Here is an 18,257-nt window from a genome sequence, read left to right on the forward strand (position 1 = left end):
CTACTCAACTAAAAGAGAAACTTCCTCTTATACATTCCTAACTTTCATGTACAATAGAAAAGGCCGCTTTAAGCGGCCAATTTCGTCTTTCTTTATTCTACTACACTTTTTAGCGTAGACACAATTTCATCGCTTAATTCTGCTGCTTCATCAGCTTTATCGTTGCTAATGGCTTCAAACCACTCTTGCCCTTTTGTATAAAGAGCGTTCGTTTCTTCTTCACCGAGCGTTTCCATCAATGGCTTCTCGATTGCTTTCATGAAGACATTTGCTTCCATTGCCGCTTCTCTTCCATCTGTAAGTTTGCCTTCATCTGCCATAGCAGCAACCTTTTCATGATAGCTCATGATTTTGCCCATGAATGCTTTCGTGAACAAAGTAGAAACTTCGTCTGATTTAATCGTACTTGGATCAGTTTCACTAATATTGAATAGTTCGCTTAACTTATTCGCCGCTTCTTCATCTCCACCAGATAGAGAACCTTGAATCGCTTGGTAGAATCCAAGAGCTTCTGCCTGCATGATCTTCAGATCTTCTGTTTCACCATCTTGAACTGCTTGATCAATCTTTTCTGCGTAAGAGTTAGCTGCTAAGTAGTAGCTCTTATATGTGGATTTGTCAGTAACTTGCTTGTACACTGCAAAGTTATCCATTTCTCCATTATTTAAAGCTTCTTCTTGAGCGTCTAAGCCGTTATTAATATTTTGTACGATGCTTGAATCACCCTCAAGCTCGTAATAAGAATCACGTTTCTCTGCTGTAGGAATGAAAACATTCTCAGCTAGCTTTTTAATTTCGTTAAAGTGAAGCATCGCTTTTTCATCTTCACCAGCATCTTTTGCTTCAATAACAGCTGCATGAAGTGATTTTTGCTTTTGATAGAAATAAGATTGTGTTCCTTTATCAATCATTTGACGAGCAACGTTCATATCTAGTTCGCCAGATTTACCTGCTTCAATTCCTGTTGTGATAAACTGATCGATTTCATTACTAGTTTCATTTACTGCACTTTTCAGTTCATCGGAATAAGTAGAGTCGATCATTTCCCAATCTACTTCTTTGTCTTCTTTCATCTTATTTAGTTCTTCCGTTATGGCTTTATAAGCCTCGATTTGTTTTACGGAGTCAGATTCTTCGACTGACATGTCGCTTGAAGCATTCTCTTCCGTGTTATTGTTAGAGTTGCTTGATTCTTCTTGAGTTTGCTCATTTGTGTTTGAGGCATTTTCTGAGTCGTTGCCGCATGCTACGAGCACAGTTCCTGCAAGTGTAATAGAAGCGAATAGCATCATTGATCTTTTCATTATGTAATCCCCTTTTCATCGTTGTCTGTTCTTTGATATCCATGAAGATTATATCGAGAACGATTATCAGTGTCAATACCGTTGTGATTTAAATACAAAAAAGACCCCAATCTCTAGGATTGAGGTCTTAATAATTATTGCTTATTGATGCTTTGAAAGTGTTTGTGCTAGAGCTTCTTTCGGTTGGAAGCCAACCACTTGATCAACGACTTCTCCGTTCTTGAAAACGAGAAGTGTTGGGATGCTCATTACACCAAACTTGCTTGCCGTTTCTTGGTTCTCATCTACGTCGATTTTAACCACTTTCACATCAGTCATCTCAGCATCTAGTTCTTCAAGAACTGGTGCGATCATCTTACAAGGTCCACACCATGGTGCCCAAAAGTCTGCAAGAACAAGACCTTCGCTTGTTTCTTGGTTAAAGTTTTGATCTGTCGCATGTACGATAGCCATTCTATATCTTCCTCCTTAAACAAATATCACTTGAGAATACCAGGTTAAAGGCCGGTTGCCTCAATGTGCTCTGCCATATTGACATTCGTCAATTGGCTCAGATTGAGTATATCATTAATACTCATCGTGTTTCCATTTTTTTGACTCACACTCATTCTTCCCTATTTACTGAAGAAAAAACGTGTAAAAAAGCGAGCTCGCGGCTCGCTTTTTGTTTAGTTCGTTTGGAGAACTTTTTTGAATTCTTGTGTTAATAATGGAACAACTTCAAACAGGTCTCCAACGATTCCATAATCTGCTACGTTAAAAATATTCGCTTCTGGATCTTTATTGATCGCAACGATTACTTTTGAGTTAGACATACCAGCAAGGTGTTGGATTGCCCCCGATATACCGCACGCGATATAGAGGTCTGGCGTAACGACCTTACCAGTTTGCCCGATCTGTAGTGAGTAATCGCAATAATCTGCGTCACAAGCTCCTCGAGATGCTCCTACAGCAGCACCGAGTACGTCAGCAAGTTCTTGTAGTGGTTCGAAACCGTCTTCACTCTTCACACCACGGCCACCAGCAACAATCACTTTTGCCTCTGATAGATCTACTCCAGAAGTAGACTTGCGAACGACTTCTTTCACGATTGTACGAAGATCTTTAATCTCTACCTCTTCAGAGAAAACTTCGCCTGAACGTGACTCATCTTTATCAAGAGCCGAAATGTTATTCGGACGAATCGTTGCAAGGATAACACCTGATTTTACCTTTTTCTTCTCAAATGCTTTACCAGAATAGATTGGACGCGTAAACACGATATCCTCACCATCTAATTCAATTGCAGTAGCATCTGAGATTAAGCCAGCATCTAATTTACTAGCAAGTTTTGGTGCCACATCTTTCCCCATCGAAGTATGTGGAAAGAGGATCGCATCAGGTTCGATCGAGTTGATGATCTGCAAGAACACTTGCCCATACCCATCGCTTGTGTAAGTTGAAAGCTTTTCATTCTCTGCTTTGATGACACGATCTGCTCCATAATGGAACAACGAATCTGTTAATGCGCTTACATTTTCGCCTGCTATCGCTGCGATTACTTCTCCACCCGCTGCGATTTCTTTCCCAGCTGCGATTGCTTCAAACGATACATTACGAAGTTCATTCTCACGACTTTCTGCAATTACGAGTACTTTTTTGGCCATAGTAAACCCCTCCTATATAACTTTCGCTTCCTGACGAAGTAATTTCACTAGTTCTTGTACTTGATCGTCCACTTCACCTTCAAGTACTTTTCCAGCTTCTTTTTTAGGTGGTAAATAACGCTCTAGCGTTTCTGTTTTTGCTCCGATTTCATCTTCATCGATGTCTAGTTCATCATAATCTATTTCTTCCAGTGGCTTTTTCTTTGCCTTCATAATTCCAGGAAGTGATGGATAACGTGGTTCATTAAGTCCCTGCTGAGCTGTTACAAGCAGTGGAAGCTGCGCTTCAACGATTTCCACATCCCCCTCGACATCTCTTTCGATTGTAGCTGTGCTACCATCGATATCTAGCTTCGTGATCGTCGTAACATAAGGAATACCCATCTTTTCTGCTAAGCGAGGGCCAATCTGTCCAGTACTATTATCATTCGAGACGTTTCCACCAAGGATGATGTCGTACTCTTTATCTTCGAAATAAGCGGCTAATAGCGCAGTTGTTGTATATTGGTCGCTCTCATCAAGCTCTTCATTATTAATTAGAACCGCTTTATCTGCACCCATTGCGAGAGCAGTTCGAAGCTCCTTCTCCACTTCTTCACTACCGATACTAACGACTGTAACTTCACCGCCGTGGTCGTCACGAAGTTGAATTGCTTCTTCAATCGCATACTCGTCGTAAGGGTTGATAATAAACTCAACGCCTTCTTCACTGATCTTGCCATTCTCAATAACAATTTTTTCTTCAGTATCAAATGTTCTCTTCATAATTACGAATATGTTCATTTCTTTTTACCCTCCCTGAGATAATTATCTTTATTTATCAGTAAAGTTCGGCTTCCGCTTCTCAATGAAAGCACGAATACCTTCTTGCCCATCTTCAGATACGAAGGCTTTACCGAAGTACTCTTTTTCTTTCGCTACTCCTTCATCGAACTTAGCTGGTTTAGAGTAAGTTAATAACTCTAATGCATACCTCATCGATACAGCACTTTTTTGAGCGATCTTCTCAGCCAATTCTTTCGCTTTAGGAAGGAGTTCGTCTTCAGAATAAACTTGATTTACCAAACCTAGTTTTGCAGCTTCTTGTCCTGTGATAGGTTCACTCGTTAGAAGCATTTCAGCAGCTTTCGCTTTGCCTACTAATTCAGGCAAGCGCTGTGATCCTGCGAAGCCTGGTACAAGTCCTAATTGTAGTTCTGGCAATCCAAGTTTTGCACTTTCCGTTGCGAGGCGAATGTGGCAAGCCATCGCAAGCTCAAGGCCTCCTCCGAGCGCAGCTCCATGAATGGCAGCGATGATCGGTTTTGGGAACGCTTCCATTTTATCGAAAAGCGTTTGACCAATGCCTCCGAGCTCTCCAAATCCTTCTTCGGTATCAACAGTTGTAAATTCTTTTATGTCTGCTCCAGCAGAGAAAAACCTGCCTTCTCCAGTCAACAAGATAACTTTTGCTTCTGAATCATTCTCTAAATCATTAAGTATTTGCGTCAGTTCTTTAAGTACATCTGTAGCAACTGCATTCGCTGGTGGTCTTTCTAAGGAAATGTTCGCTACCTTGTTTTCTTTCGATAGTTTTAAAAATTCCACTTTCCCACTCCTTCCTAAGCAGTCCCGGAATTTCCGGGACACATATCTATTTGCTTAAGCCATTGATCAGTAAATGATGTATAGGCTTTGCAAGTGCTTCTAAGTCAAACTTGTGATCCTTCATAACCCAATTGGTCACTGTTTCATCAAGCGTTCCAAAAATCATTTGCCTAGCGAGTCGAACATCAAGCTCTTCCATGAATAGGCCTGCCTTTACGCCATCGATCAAAATCTGATCAACTAAGGTTAAGTATTTCTTAAGTACTTCACCGATTTGAGCACGCAGCTCTTTGTTCGTTTGCCTTAATTCTAACTGGGTGACAATTGCAAGTTCGTAATCGGAAGAAAGATGCCTGAAATGCATATCGATCAGCGTTAACAGCTTTTCTTCTGCATTGCTCTTCTCAGCTATCTGCGCTTCGATCTTATCGATGAAGCTTCCCATCTTTTTTTGAAACAGTGAGATAAGCAGATCTTCTTTATTCTTAAAATATAAGTAGATCGTACCGTCTGCTACACCGGCTTCACGCGCTATTTTTGAAACCTGCGCTTGATGGTAACCATTTTGTGCAATTACGACTACAGCAGCATCAATGATCTTGTCATACTTTGGGCCACGCTTTTTCCCTTTTTCCACCATAGCAAGTTCTCCTTTATTCTTAATCCGACACCTCATCCACCAAAAATGAATGAGCATTCATTCATATTTATATTGTAGCGGTACACGATAGGTACTGTCAATATCGGATTTCTGAGCGAGCGCTCAATTTGAATACAAGGATAATTGCAAGTTCATCATATCATAATAAGCTGAAATGTGCGAATTTTTCTAATTAATTTTTCAATCATCTTCACTAGTTTCTTAAAGAAGAAAACCAACCGCTAAAGCGATTGGCTTTTTTCTTTTTCTTCATCAACGAGTACTCGGCGAAGGATTTTCCCAACCGTAGTCTTTGGAAGCTCATCTCGAAATTCATACAAATGGGGAACCTTGTACGCTGCAAGAAAGCGCCTACAATGTTGATTAAGCTCTTCCTCAGTACATTTGCTATTACTCTTCAGGACAACGAATGCTTTCACGGTTTCTCCACGATAAGGATCAGGAACTCCTATTATGACCGCCTCTTGAACAGCTTCATGTTCATATAGTACTTCTTCTACTTCTCGAGGATATATATTAAAACCACCAGCTATGATCATATCTTTCTTACGATCCACAATATAAAAGTATCCCTTTTCATCTTGGTAAGCCATATCTCCCGTATAAAGCCAGCCGTCTTTTAGGACAGCTTCCGTTTCATCAGGACGATTCCAGTATCCCTTCATCACTTGAGGACCCTTGACGATTAGTTCACCAATTTCTTTAACTTCAGCCTCCTCACCGTCAGGCTTCACAACCTTAGCATCGGTATCCGGCCATGGCATCCCGACACTTCCGATAACATTTCCATCTGAAATAGGATTGGCGTGTGTAACAGGCGAAGATTCTGTTAATCCGTAGCCCTCCACGAGTCTTCCGCTGATTTTTTGCTGAAACTTCTGTTGTACTTCGATCGGCAGTGGTGCTGATCCACTAATACATGATTTGATCGAAGAGAGGTCATAGCTGTCGAAATCAGGCTCATTCAGTAGTGAGATATAAATTGTTGGGGCACCTGGAAATAAGGTTGGTTTCTGTTTGTCGATCGTATTCAACGTGTCTCTCGGTTCGAATTTAGGCAAGATAATCATCTTAGAGGCATACATGATCGAAAAGTTCATGACACACGTCATACCATATACGTGGAAGAAAGGTAGTACTCCCATTATTCTTTCTTCGCCATAAGTAATATCTCGATTCCATACAATCATTTGCATCGTATTCACTACGAGGTTGTAGTGAGTCAACATGACTCCTTTTGCTAGACCTGTTGTCCCACCTGTATATTGAAGCAAAGCCAAGTCCTCTTTAGGGTCGATGTCTAGATCGATTTGTTTTAATTTTCCATTTTTTACCCAGCTGTTAAAGGTGTGGATGCTTTCGTTCAATGGTATTTCGACAATAGGACCTTGCTTATTCTTCTTTTGGACGAGAGGATAAAGCAAGTTCTTCGGAAACGGCAAGTACTCATTGATCTTCGTGACTACTACATGCTCTAACGATGTTTTTCCTCTAACTTTTAATACTTTCGGTAATACAAGGTCTAAGCAGATGATAATCGATGCTTGTGAATCTGTTAGTTGATGCTCGAGCTCTCGTTCCATGTAAAGCGGATTTGTTTGAACAACAATTCCACCTGCCATAAGTACTGCATAATAACTAATAACAGCTTGAGGACAGTTCGGCAGCATAATCGATACTCGATCGCCCTTCTCAAGCCCATGTGCCTTTAAAGAATTTGCTAATCGATTTGCACGATCGAAAAGCTCTTGATACGTTAGTTCTTTTCCTAAAAAATGAACTGCCTTCTTATTTGGATAGTTCTGAGCAGCATCTTTTAGGTACTGATGAAGAGGCTTGTTATCGTACTCCATTGCGGGCGGTACACCTTCATCATAATGCGAGAACCACGGTTTTTCGCTACTATTCTCCATTAATTTTCAACCTCCCTTTCAACTCTCCTTTCAAACCCTATTCTCTCTATAAAATAATTATAATGAAAAACACGGAAATATCCTATCTTTTTTTGATTTTTTTGAATAGATTGGCAATTTACGTCACAACTTGTCTTATTTAAATAAAAAAAAGACAGGTTTGCACCTGTCTATCTAGACTGTTGAGAAAACATAAAGAGTTATCTCTCAATAATTTAGCGAGATTTCCGCTCCAGGATGCTCGCTTTCCGCGGGGCGGGCGGTGAGCTTCCTCGTCGCTTACGCTCCTGTGGACCCGTCCCGCTGATCCCGCAGGAGTCGAGCATCCTTCCGCTCCAATCAGCGTTATATGAAGGTTTATATAATAGAAATTATAACGATATATAGAGCCAAGAAAAATTCAATAGCACTAATTGGAAAGTTAAATTGATTTGAATGTATTTGTTAGCAGTTATCCAGTCAATAATAATCAATTTTTTTCAAACAAAGCTAAAAGACAGGTTTGCACCTGTCTTCACTACACAAAATAAAGTAAGTAAACGATACCTGCGATAAAAAAGATCCCCGCAACTACCATTAATACTTTCCATAACGTCTCCATTACATTCTCCCCTTAACTGATCCCTGCTCCAATGACAAATGAAAGTCCAACTGAAATGACCATCGAAATGAACCCTACAGCACGGTTATCTTGTTTTATTTCTTCGTCGATTCGAAATTTAGGAGTTAAAAATTCAAAAGTAAAGTATCCGATCAATAATAAAACGAAGCCGAATATCCCCCACCCCATCATCGTAACTAGCGAATCGTTGTGTTCGATCGAGAATCGAAAGATATTCGCAATTCCAAAGATCTTACCACCTGTTGCTAGAGCAACGGCTAAATTGCCGTTCTTGACCTCTTCCCAGTTACGATAAGAGGTAACAAATTCAAAAGCCGAGAGAAATACAATCATACACACGATGACGACACTATAGTTGGCTGCTGTTTGAAAAGCTACACTATCCCAAAGTTGATCCATCTCTGAGCTTCCTTTCCCTATTTCAGTTCGACGACGGTTACGCCGCCACCGCCTTCATTCATTCCACCCATTCTCAGTGTCTTCACACGCGAGTGACGTTTCAACCATTCATGAACGCCTTTCCTTAGAGCGCCAGTGCCTTTACCATGGATGATCGAAACTTGATGATATCCAGCTAGAAGCGCATCATCAATATAGCGCTCTACTTCCACCTGAGCGTCTTCGTATCGTTTTCCTCTTAAGTCTAACTCCGTCTTCACACTGCTATCACGGCCACGCACTGATACAAGCGGCTTTCTCTCTACTACGGGTTTCGATTTCACCTTTTCAAGGTCATTCGCTTTCACATTCATTTTCATTATACCAAGCTGTACTTGATACTCGTTTTTACCAACTTGCTCAACGATATGCCCTTTCTGGTTAAAACTAATGACGTTTACTTCATCACCTGGTTTGTAAGATTTCACCTGCGCCTTATTAGATGGCTGTTTTGTTTTCTTAAGTTCTGGCTTCGTTTCGTCAAGCTGCTTTTGGGCATCGATCAACTGATGTTCTTTTACAGAACCTTTCTGGAATGTGCGAAGGTCGTTTATGATTTTTTTCGCTTTCTCTTTTGCTTTATCAACCTCTTCGGCTGCTTGTCTTTCTGCTTCTTCTAACATTCGTTCTCGTTGATTTTCGAACTTTTCAAGCTGCGCTTCAAGGTCTTTTTTCAAAGCTTCTGCTTCTTTACGAATCACTTCAGCGCTTTCGCGATCAGATTCTGCTTTCTTCTGACTGTCTTCAAGTGAAGAAATCATTTTATCTACTTTATTACTTTCACTTGATATTTGAGATCTAGCATCATCTATGATGACTTCCATTAGTCCAAGTCTTCTTGAAATCTCAAAGGCATTACTTCTTCCAGGAACACCAATTAGCAACCGATATGTAGGACGTAGCGTTTCAACGTCAAATTCTACACTCGCATTCATAACCCCTTCACGGTTGTATGCATAAGCTTTTAGTTCACTATAGTGAGTAGTAGCGATGACTTTTGCGCCACTATTGTAAACATAATCTAAAATAGAAATCGCCAGTGCTGCACCTTCTTGAGGATCCGTACCTGCACCAAGCTCATCAAACAACACAAGGCTATTGTGATCGAGGTTTTCAAGAATACCAACGATATTTGTCATGTGAGAAGAAAACGTACTTAAGCTTTGTTCAATCGACTGTTCATCACCAATATCGGCGAATATATGTTGGAAGACAGACATAGAAGAATTCTCTTCAGCAGGAATATGAAGACCTGATTGAGCCATAAGCGTTAACAGACCAGCTGTTTTTAAGGTAACGGTTTTCCCGCCTGTATTGGGTCCAGTAATAACGAGAGAAGAGTAATCGTCTCCAAGCTTTATTGAGATCGGTACAACATCGTCTTGTGGAAGAAGCGGGTGTCGACCTTTTCGAATCTCAAATGCCCCTTCATCATTCATGGTAGGCTTTGTTGCTTTGAGCTCATTTGCATATAGTGCTCGAGCGAATATAAAATCGATCTCTGCTAACATGTCGACATTATGTCTTAGTGTTTCTGCTGATTCAGCCACTTTTACAGTTAACTCAGTAAGAATACGCTCAATTTCTTGTTTTTCTTTTACCTTCACTTCTTTGAGTTGATTATTGATCGAGACTACTGACTGAGGTTCGATGAAGAGTGTCGCACCTGAAGATGATTGATCATGAACCATTCCACCGAAAGAGCTTCTGTACTCCTGCTTAACAGGTATGACGTACCGTTCATTTCTGATCGTCACGAGAGCATCAGACAACATCTTTCTTGTATTCGAAGAGCGTATTAAGCTCTCTAATTTCTCTCTTACTCTTGATTCATAGCTTCTCAGCTGCGTGCGCAGACGTCTTAACGCATCACTTGCAGAATCCAGTAAATCACCATCTTGATCAATACAAGCATTAATTTCATGCTCTAGTTCTGTCTCGTTCATAATTTGGCTGACGAGGCTACCTAAGAGAGGAAGCTCTATTCCGTCCTCAATCATATTTTCCAAAAAGGTTTTAAATCGCTTCCCACCGTAAATCGTACTCGAAATGTCTAATAGCTCTGAAGGATTAAGGACTCCCCCAATTTCAGCTCTTTTCAAACTCGAGCGTATATCTCTAATCCCCCCTAGAGGAGCTTGGCCACGCAAACGAAGAACGGTTCTTCCTTCATCCGTTTCTTCGAGATGACGGTTCACTTCTGCTAGGTCATAGAATGGGACTAATTGTTCAGTTCTTTGCTTTCCTAAAGAAGAGGACACGTGCTTACCGAGTCTTTCTTTCACTTTTTCAAATTCAAGCAGTCGCAACACTCTACTGTTCAATGGTTCGTTCCTCCTATAAAGCAGTAATTTATTTATGACGGTCGAAAAATGCTTCGAGCTCTTCTACCGTATACGTATTTAATACACTTTCTTTTCTTAACCAACCTCTTCTTCCTGCCGAGACCCCGATCTCCATATGTTCAAGCATGTCCATGTGGTGGGCATCTGTGTTGATCATTATTTTAACATTTTCTTCCTGCGCCTTCCTAAGCCATGATGCAGCTAAATCGAGGCGGTTCGGGTTTGCATTCAATTCTAATGCGGTATTTGTTTCTTTAGCTAGTTCAATAAGTCTTTCATGATTAAGCGCATATCCTTTTCTTCTTCCTAACAATCTACCGGAAGGGTGCGCAATCAAATCTACATGATGGCTTCTTAAAGCTGTTTCTAACCTCGCCATAATCGTGTCTTCATCCTGGGTAAATGATGAATGAATAGAAGCAATAACAAAATCCATTTCTTCTAATAATTCATCGTCATAATCAAGTGACCCATCAGGAAGAATATCCATCTCTACACCAGCAAAAATCTTAAAATCATTCCATTTCTCATTTAATCGATTAATTTCAGCTCTTTGTTGACGTAAACGATCAGGTGTTAACCCATTTGCCACTCTAAGATACTGAGAATGGTCTGTTATTGCAATATATGAATAGCCCTTTTCTCTTGCTCTTTCTGCCATTTCCTCAATTGTGTAAGCACCATCACTCCAAGTAGAGTGCATATGAAGATCGCCCTTAATATCGCTCAATGAAACGAGTTCAAATTCTGACTCCTGAGCAGCCTCAATTTCTCCACTATCTTCTCTGATCTCTGGTGGTATATACGACAATCCAAAATGATTATAAAATTCCGTTTCATCCTTAAACGTTAGCACTTCACCGGTTTCAATCGATTCTACGCCATATTCACTAATTTTCTCGCCCTTATTTTTGGCAATTTGACGCATCTTAACGTTATGGTTTTTCGATCCAGTAAAGTGATGGAGGGTCGATGCGAATTCTTCAGGTTTTACGAGTCTAAAATCAACTGAAACAGAAAATTCGTCATTCATTTCAAGCGTTATCTTCGTATCTCCTTTGACCACTATTTTCGACACACCTTCTAATGAAACAAGCTGTTCTGAAACGTCTGCAGCTTGGGTCGTAGCGATAATGAAATCAAGGTCTTTAATCGTTTCTCGAATTCTTCTTAAGCTTCCTGCTCTAGCAAATCGATCGATTCCCTCTAATGTTTCTAACTGACGTTCTATTTTTTCTGCGATAGGTAACATGTAAGCGATCGATAACCTCTCAGGTCTCTTGCCAGCTTCATCGATTGCAGCTAAGATCTTTTCTTCACTTTTCTTACCGAAACCAGGCAACTCCTGGATCTTCTCCTCTTTACATGCATCTTCAAGAGTTTTCATATCTACGACGCCCAGCTCATGATAGAGCTTCGCAATCTTTTTACCACCGAGCCCAGGCAGCTTAAGGAGTGGCACTAATCCTGAAGGCACTTCCTTTTTCAACGATTCTAGGGTTTCTGATTCTCCGTTTTCTATGATTTCATTAATAACCGCAGCTGTCCCTTTGCCAATTCCATTAAGCTCTGCAGGATCACTGATTTGATCCATACTCCGGTCGTCCGTTTCAAGTGCACGAGCAGCTTTTCTAAAGGCAGAAATCTTAAATGGGTTTTCACCCTTTAATTCCATATATACAGCAATTTCTTCTAAGTATTTTATAACGCTCTTTTTATTCATGTTCGATCTCACCCTTCATAAGGAATCGTTAACCAAAGGTTTTTTCTCATTTCATTCTATCACAAACAAATAACCCTTCATGCTGAAGGGTTATGCGACGTGTGTGCTCCATAAATCTTTAATTTGCTCTGTTAACACTGGTGTATGCTTCACGATGCTCTCAGCGATCACCGAATCAGAAATTGCTGTTTGTACAGTTTCATTTGGGAAAAGAGCTGCAAGAAAAAGGAAGAGAAATACGACGATATAGACTTCCACAAATCCAAGCAACCCTCCTAGCCAGCCGTTAACTGTTTTTAATATTGGAAGTTCAGCCAAGAAGTCTAGCATCGATCCAATAATTTGCATCACGATTTTGGTAGCAAAAAACAAGAGCGCGAAAGCTATACCACTGTAATATGTAGCTTCCAAATTTATTGCGTCGAACACCATTGCTGAAGCAGACGCTTCTCCGCCAAATGATGGATAAGGTATCCAGAGCTTAAGATGAGGTGCAAGTTCACGGAAGTATGCATACGCAACGATAAACGATACAATAAAACCAGTTAAGTGGACCACTTGTAAGATCAACCCTCTACGCAAGCCAACTAAAAATCCACTCACTAGTATTATTAAAAGAATTAGATCAACCATCTTACGTTATTCCTCTTCTCTAAGTTTTTTCTTCAAATCTTCAAGTTCCTTTTTGATCATCACATATTCGTTAACTATATTTACTGCAGTCAATACCGCTAGCCGTTTTGTATCGAGATAGGGATTCATGCCCTTTATTTCGCGCATCTTCTCATCGACTATAGTAGAGACTTCTTGAATATGTTGATGACTTTTATCGCCAACTATTTTATATTGTTCACCATAGATATCCACTGTAGTGCGAACTTTATCATGACTATCTGTCACCAAATAAGCCTCCTATCATGAGAAAGAATCCTAACTTGTATCATATCACGAAATTATGTTGTTGAAAAATAAATTGGATAATTCTTGTTGTAGGTACAGTCTGCTATAATAGGTTGAAGTATAGCTAGAAAAGGGAGTTTTTATATGTCACAGGTAGTAATAACTGTATTACCCTCCATTATGACGGAAATGAAAAATAAATACAACAGCATGTTAAGCGATAAACAACCGCCAGGAAGCGTTTTTGTAGCTAAGTTACCTTCCTGTACTATTACAGCGTACCGATCAGGTAAAGTTCTGTTTCAAGGTGCTGGGGCTGAAACAGAAGCTAAACCATGGCAGTCTGCAGACGCTCCTTCCCCTAAGAAGAAATCAACGAAGAAAGTAGGCGACCATCAATATGCGCCACCTTCTACCATCTCTTCGCTATCTGCCATCGGAAGTGATGAAGTTGGTACAGGAGATTTCTTTGGACCGATGACGGTCGTGGCTGCATATGTAGATAAAAAGCAAATGCCTCTATTAAAAGAATTAGGGGTAAGAGACTCAAAAGGAATGAAAGATCCAGAGATTATCGAAATCGCTAAGAATCTGATTAAGACGATTCCATATAGCCTGCTTATTCTTCCTAACGAAAAGTACAATGCAATGCAAAAAAAAGGGATGAACCAAGGTAAAATGAAGGCTTTACTACATAATCAAGCCATTCAAAACGTCTTGAAAAAAACCCCTGCATATGATGCGATTCTCGTCGATCAATTTGCTAAGCCAGAAGTTTACTTCAATTACTTAAAAGGACAGCCTACGATCGTTAAGGATTCGGTGTATTTTGCAACAAAAGCTGAAGAACTTCATTTAGCGGTTGCTGCAGCATCGATCATAGCTAGGTACTCCTTCGTTATGGAAATGAATCGTCTTGGCAAAGAAAACAATGTGGAACTTCCAAAAGGAGCTGGTCCAGTCGTGGATCAGGCAGCAGCGAAATTAATTCAAAAGCACGGTGAAGATGTTCTAAATAAAGTTGCAAAAGTACATTTCGCTAATAGTCAAAAAGCTATAAAGCTAGTTGAAAAGGCAAAGAGATCTAAATAAGACAAAAGAGCTGAAATTTTTTTTCAGCTTTTTTTTTATTTTAGCTACAGTATTCACTGAGAAGTAATACCCATCTCATTTTACAATATACTGGAAGTAGTGCAAAAAGACTGGAGGAGGATATGATGGCAATTACGTTCATTAAATTAGCTGCTGTGTACCTATTGATCGGTGTTGGAATAGGGATATTTATGGAGATGGCACATGACCATACCCTAGCAGGTTTGCATGCGCATGTTAATTTAGTTGGTTGGGCATCAATGGCTGCCTTCGGCTTGATCTATCACCAATTTGATATTTCAAACAACCTTATGGCAAAGCTTCATTTTTGGCTGTTCAACATATCCCTTCCTTTATTCATGCTAGGGCTTGGTTTCCTGCTCTATGGAAACGATTCTCTAATCCTACTCGTTATGATCGGGAGCTTTGTTTTGTTTCTATCGATCGTCTTTTTTGTAATCAATGTTCTTAAAAACCTTAAAGCATCTTCTACCTGATACCATGAAAAGGGCTGTCGAGATTTACTCGACAGCCCTTGAGTTTCAAAGAGATGCAGTATTTAGCTACGTAACGCCGCTCCAAACTGCTCTTCAACAGCTTGTAGTACGCGATCGTGTGCACTCTTCACTTCTTCTTCAGTTAGCGTTTGTTCTGGGTTGTAGTATCGTAATGAGAAGGCAAGCGACTTCTTACCATCTTCTAAATGCTCACCTTGATACACATCGAATAAATTGATATCGACTAGCTTGCTTCCACCAGCGCCTTGAATAACACGTTTTACTTCGGACGCTTCAAGCATCTCATCAACAACTAATGCAACATCACGCGTTACGGATGGAAAACGAGGAAGTTTCGCGTATTTAAGATGTTCCACGTTTGCAGTTAACATCTTCTCAAGGTTTAATTCGAACACAAATGTTTCTTTCAGATCAAGTTCCTTTTCAACTTCCGGATGAAGTTGACCAAGATAGCCGATTGCCTCACCGTCGAGATGAACAGCTGCCGTTCTTCCAGGATGTAGCTTAGGCTCTTGAGCACGAACAAAGGATAGACGATCTTGAAGTCCAAGGTCAACCGCTAGTTCTTCCACTACTCCTTTCATTACAAAGAAGTCCGCAGGCTTTTTCTCTTTCTGCCAAGGATGCTCTTGCCATAAACCAGTCATTACCCCTGCAAGATGTTCTTCCTCTTTCGGAAGCTCTGATCCTGATGGTAAGAAGACTGATGCCGTTTCATATAGTGCAATATTCTCAAGCTGGCGATTCGTATTATATTGAGCAGCTTCAAGAAGATGTGGTAATAAGCTCGTTCTTAGCTCACTACGCTCCTCACTCATTGGCATAGCTAAACGAATTGCTTCTGGTGATTCGTCTGAGAAGAAAACACGTTTTGCTGGAGATGTTAAGGAATAGGTTACTGCTTGATAAAGTCCAGCTCCTTCAAGCATGCGACGAACACGACGTCTTTTTACTTGATAATCCGTTAACTGTCCAGGTGTGCTTTCTGTAATTGGAAGGGTAGCTGGTACATTGTCATACCCATATAAACGACCAACTTCCTCGATCAAGTCTTCCGTAATCGTAATATCTGGACGACGTGGAGGAACTTGAACGGTAAACGTTCCACCGAAATTTTTATAAGAAAATTGCAGGCGATCGAAAATAGCCGCAACTTCTGATTCCGAAATTTCTGTCCCTAGTACTTGATTGATTCTAGCTACTTCCACACTTACATCTTTCGCTTCAACTTGACGAGCTCCTTGCTCAGCAACACCTCTTAAAACCGTACCGCCTGCAAGGTCCTGAATTAGCTGTGCTGCTCGTTCGCTTGCTGGAACAACACGATTGCGGTCGATGCCTTTTTCAAAACGAGAGCTTGAGTCACTACGTAGCCCTAGATCTTTTGAAGACTTGCGTACGAGCTTGCTATTAAAATAAGCAGACTCAAGCAAAACAGTCGTAGTATCTCCTTGAACTTCAGAATCTGCTCCGCCCATTACACCTGCAACTGCTACAGGAGTATGACCGTTCGTAATAACGAGATGATCACTTGATAACGTCCGTTCTGTATCATCGAGCGTTACAATCTTCTCTTCTTGTTTCGCACGGCGAATCACAACTTCTTTTGACCCAAAACGATCGTAGTCAAAAGCATGAAGCGGTTGACCATACTCGAGTAGTACAAAGTTTGTAATATCTACCACATTGTTGATCGGTCTGATTCCAGCAGAAACAAGTCTGTTTACAAGCCACTGCGGAGAAGGTTGGACGGTAACATCTTTGATGATCGTCGCGCCATAGTATGGGGCGTCTTCTTCATCTTCAATTCGAACGGACACATGATTTTCAGCACTTTCTTCTGAACGAACAAGTTCAGGTGATGGCAGTGAGATCGGACGGTTCAATACTGCGCCTACTTCATACGCTACACCGATCATATTCATTGCGTCTGCACGGTTTGGTGTTAATCCTAGCTCAAGGATCGTGTCGTTAAGATTTAAGTATTCTAGAGCATCTTCACCAGGCGTTACCTCGTCACTGAATACAAAGATTCCTTCAGCATATTCTTTTTGAACAAGCTTACTTTCTACACCGAGTTCCTGTAGAGAGCAGATCATTCCGTGCGAAGGCTCTCCACGAAGTTTCGCCTTTTTGATTTTAAAGTTTCCAGGAAGGACTGCCCCCACTTTTGCGACTGCAACATACTGCCCTTTCGCCACATTTGGAGCACCACAAATAATCTGTACTGGCTCTTCTTCTCCGATATCCACTTTACAAACCGAAAGTTTATCAGCATCAGGATGTGAAGCGCACTCAAGTACATGACCGATCACAACGCCTTTGATCCCTTTGTTCAAACTTTCTACTGTTTCAACTTCAATTCCGCCTTTGGTAATCAGTTCAGCTAGTTCATCAGCTGAATGTCCTTCAATGTCTACATACTGACTTAGCCAATTTAATGATACGAGCATTGTTTCTCCTCCTTACGCTTATATATGATTGAACTGCTTGATAAATCTGCTGTCGTTTGTATAGAAGTGACGAATGTCATCAATGCCATATTTGAGCATCGCAATTCTTTCAGGCCCCATACCAAAAGCAAATCCTGTCACTTTCTCAGGGTCGAATCCAGACATACGGAGCACATTTGGATGTACCATTCCGCCACCTAAGATTTCAATCCATCCAGTTGCCTTACAAACTGAACATCCACTTCCACCACAGTTGAAGCATGAGATATCCATCTCTACAGATGGTTCAGTGAACGGGAAGAAGCTCGGACGTAAACGAATTTCTCTTTCTTCACCAAACATCTTTTTAGCGAAAGCTTGGAGAACCCCTTTAAGGTCGCTCATACGAACGTCTTCTCCTACCATAAGTCCTTCGATTTGCATGAATTGATGTGAGTGAGTCGCATCATCAGTGTCTCGTCGATAAACTTTTCCTGGAACGATAATTTTTACCGGTCCTTCTCCGTTTAACTTCTCCATTGTTCTTGCCTGCATCGGTGATGTATGCGTACGAAGCAACGTTTCTTCTGTCACGTAGAAAGAGTCTTGCATGTCTCGCGCTGGGTGATCTTTAGGCAAGTTCAATGCTTCAAAGTTATAGTAATCTGTTTCCACTTCAGGACCTTCTGCGATAGAGAAGCCCATACCGAGGAAGAGATCTTCAATCTCCTCGATCACTCTTGTTAACGGGTGATGGTTTCCTTTATTGACAGGACGACCTGGTAATGTAATATCGATCGTCTCTTGCTTTAACTTTTCCTCTACAGCTGCTTTTTCCATCACCTGTGTTTTCTCATCAAGTTTTTCGGAAATCGCTGCGCGAATTTCGTTAGCTAACTGTCCCATCTTCGGACGTTCTTCAGCAGAAAGTTTTCCCATACCTCTTAAAATTTCTGTGATCGGTCCTTTTTTCCCAAGGTATGCTACACGAATATCTTGCAATTCCTTCATTGAAGAAGCAGATTCGATTTGAGACAATGCTTCTTCTTTAAGTGTTTGTAACCGTTCTTCCATCA

16 protein-coding genes are annotated in these 18,257 nt (G+C 40.8%); 2 read left to right on the forward strand and 14 right to left on the reverse strand.

Annotated elements, in window-relative coordinates; all coding sequences use genetic code 11:
• Positions 1-92: 92 nt before the first annotated feature.
• From ACXAHI_RS06925 to zapA, 12 genes are all read right to left on the reverse strand, one after another.
• Positions 93-1,304 carry a hypothetical protein gene (locus ACXAHI_RS06925; protein ID WP_474846912.1) on the reverse strand — a complete coding sequence of 404 codons (1,212 nt, stop codon included), beginning with the start codon at positions 1,302-1,304 and terminating at the stop codon, positions 93-95.
• Positions 1,305-1,445: 141 nt separating this feature from the next.
• The gene (trxA, locus tag ACXAHI_RS06930) at positions 1,446-1,757 is read right to left on the reverse strand and encodes a thioredoxin (RefSeq protein WP_270179514.1); all 312 of its coding nucleotides are present in this window, start codon (positions 1,755-1,757) and stop codon (positions 1,446-1,448) included.
• 215 nt (positions 1,758-1,972) lie between these two features.
• Positions 1,973-2,950, reverse strand: a complete 978-nt coding sequence (locus ACXAHI_RS06935; protein ID WP_474846913.1) for an electron transfer flavoprotein subunit alpha/FixB family protein — start codon at positions 2,948-2,950, stop codon at positions 1,973-1,975.
• Between the two features lie 12 nt (positions 2,951-2,962).
• A complete protein-coding gene (locus ACXAHI_RS06940; protein ID WP_474810887.1) occupies positions 2,963-3,733 on the reverse strand; it encodes an electron transfer flavoprotein subunit beta/FixA family protein in 771 nt (256 codons plus the stop codon).
• Positions 3,734-3,763: 30 nt separating this feature from the next.
• Entirely contained in the window at positions 3,764-4,537 is a 774-nt protein-coding gene (locus ACXAHI_RS06945) for an enoyl-CoA hydratase (protein ID WP_474846914.1), read from the reverse strand.
• Between the two features lie 46 nt (positions 4,538-4,583).
• A complete protein-coding gene (locus tag ACXAHI_RS06950; RefSeq protein WP_270179518.1) occupies positions 4,584-5,177 on the reverse strand; it encodes a TetR/AcrR family transcriptional regulator in 594 nt (197 codons plus the stop codon).
• Between the two features lie 242 nt (positions 5,178-5,419).
• Positions 5,420-7,111: a long-chain-fatty-acid--CoA ligase gene (locus tag ACXAHI_RS06955; protein ID WP_474846915.1), complete on the reverse strand. Its 1,692-nt coding sequence runs from the start codon at positions 7,109-7,111 to the stop codon at positions 5,420-5,422.
• A 613-nt stretch (positions 7,112-7,724) separates the two neighbouring features.
• Complete coding sequence (locus tag ACXAHI_RS06960; protein WP_474846916.1) at positions 7,725-8,132, reverse strand: DUF350 domain-containing protein; 408 nt, start codon at positions 8,130-8,132, stop codon at positions 7,725-7,727.
• Positions 8,133-8,149: 17 nt separating this feature from the next.
• Positions 8,150-10,495 (reverse strand): endonuclease MutS2, encoded by a 2,346-nt coding sequence (locus ACXAHI_RS06965; RefSeq protein WP_474846917.1) that lies wholly within the window; start codon positions 10,493-10,495, stop codon positions 8,150-8,152.
• Positions 10,496-10,523: 28 nt separating this feature from the next.
• Positions 10,524-12,239 (reverse strand): DNA polymerase/3'-5' exonuclease PolX, encoded by a 1,716-nt coding sequence (gene polX / locus ACXAHI_RS06970; protein WP_474846918.1) that lies wholly within the window; start codon positions 12,237-12,239, stop codon positions 10,524-10,526.
• A gap of 90 nt (positions 12,240-12,329) precedes the next feature.
• The gene (locus tag ACXAHI_RS06975; protein ID WP_474846919.1) at positions 12,330-12,872 is read right to left on the reverse strand and encodes a CvpA family protein; all 543 of its coding nucleotides are present in this window, start codon (positions 12,870-12,872) and stop codon (positions 12,330-12,332) included.
• Between the two features lie 6 nt (positions 12,873-12,878).
• Positions 12,879-13,139: a cell division protein ZapA gene (gene zapA / locus ACXAHI_RS06980; RefSeq protein ID WP_270179524.1), complete on the reverse strand. Its 261-nt coding sequence runs from the start codon at positions 13,137-13,139 to the stop codon at positions 12,879-12,881.
• Between the two features lie 144 nt (positions 13,140-13,283).
• On the opposite strand from zapA, the gene rnhC reads away from it, so the two are divergent.
• On the forward strand, positions 13,284-14,231 hold the full coding sequence (rnhC, locus tag ACXAHI_RS06985; RefSeq protein ID WP_474846920.1) for a ribonuclease HIII: 948 nt from the start codon (positions 13,284-13,286) through the stop codon (positions 14,229-14,231).
• Positions 14,232-14,356: 125 nt separating this feature from the next.
• Positions 14,357-14,728, forward strand: coding sequence for a cytochrome-c oxidase (locus ACXAHI_RS06990; protein WP_474846921.1), 372 nt, complete (start codon positions 14,357-14,359; stop codon positions 14,726-14,728).
• A gap of 62 nt (positions 14,729-14,790) precedes the next feature.
• On the opposite strand, the gene pheT is transcribed toward ACXAHI_RS06990, so the two are convergent.
• Together pheT and pheS are read right to left on the reverse strand one after the other, a co-directional pair.
• Positions 14,791-17,202 carry a phenylalanine--tRNA ligase subunit beta gene (gene pheT, locus ACXAHI_RS06995; protein ID WP_474846922.1) on the reverse strand — a complete coding sequence of 804 codons (2,412 nt, stop codon included), beginning with the start codon at positions 17,200-17,202 and terminating at the stop codon, positions 14,791-14,793.
• An 18-nt stretch (positions 17,203-17,220) separates the two neighbouring features.
• Positions 17,221-18,255 (reverse strand): phenylalanine--tRNA ligase subunit alpha, encoded by a 1,035-nt coding sequence (pheS, locus tag ACXAHI_RS07000; RefSeq protein WP_474846923.1) that lies wholly within the window; start codon positions 18,253-18,255, stop codon positions 17,221-17,223.
• Positions 18,256-18,257 lie beyond the last annotated feature (2 nt).

Source organism: Anaerobacillus sp. ABD4_527, assembly GCF_056160805.1.

Bases quoted from the DNA above. Each gene is read 5' to 3' on its own strand.
- ACXAHI_RS06960 (WP_474846916.1), bottom strand. From the start codon at position 8,132: ATGGATCAACTTTGGGATAGTGTAGCTTTTCAAACAGCAGCCAACTAT.
- polX (WP_474846918.1), bottom strand. From the start codon at position 12,239: ATGAATAAAAAGAGCGTTATAAAATACTTAGAAGAAATTGCTGTATAT.
- rnhC (WP_474846920.1), top strand. From the start codon at position 13,284: ATGTCACAGGTAGTAATAACTGTATTACCCTCCATTATGACGGAAATG.
- ACXAHI_RS06925 (WP_474846912.1), bottom strand. From the start codon at position 1,304: ATGAAAAGATCAATGATGCTATTCGCTTCTATTACACTTGCAGGAACT.
- ACXAHI_RS06935 (WP_474846913.1), bottom strand. From the start codon at position 2,950: ATGGCCAAAAAAGTACTCGTAATTGCAGAAAGTCGTGAGAATGAACTT.
- pheS (WP_474846923.1), bottom strand. From the start codon at position 18,255: ATGGAAGAACGGTTACAAACACTTAAAGAAGAAGCATTGTCTCAAATC.
- ACXAHI_RS06950 (WP_270179518.1), bottom strand. From the start codon at position 5,177: ATGGTGGAAAAAGGGAAAAAGCGTGGCCCAAAGTATGACAAGATCATT.
- ACXAHI_RS06975 (WP_474846919.1), bottom strand. From the start codon at position 12,872: ATGGTTGATCTAATTCTTTTAATAATACTAGTGAGTGGATTTTTAGTT.
- pheT (WP_474846922.1), bottom strand. From the start codon at position 17,202: ATGCTCGTATCATTAAATTGGCTAAGTCAGTATGTAGACATTGAAGGA.
- ACXAHI_RS06940 (WP_474810887.1), bottom strand. From the start codon at position 3,733: ATGAACATATTCGTAATTATGAAGAGAACATTTGATACTGAAGAAAAA.
- ACXAHI_RS06990 (WP_474846921.1), top strand. From the start codon at position 14,357: ATGGCAATTACGTTCATTAAATTAGCTGCTGTGTACCTATTGATCGGT.
- ACXAHI_RS06955 (WP_474846915.1), bottom strand. From the start codon at position 7,111: ATGGAGAATAGTAGCGAAAAACCGTGGTTCTCGCATTATGATGAAGGT.
- trxA (WP_270179514.1), bottom strand. From the start codon at position 1,757: ATGGCTATCGTACATGCGACAGATCAAAACTTTAACCAAGAAACAAGC.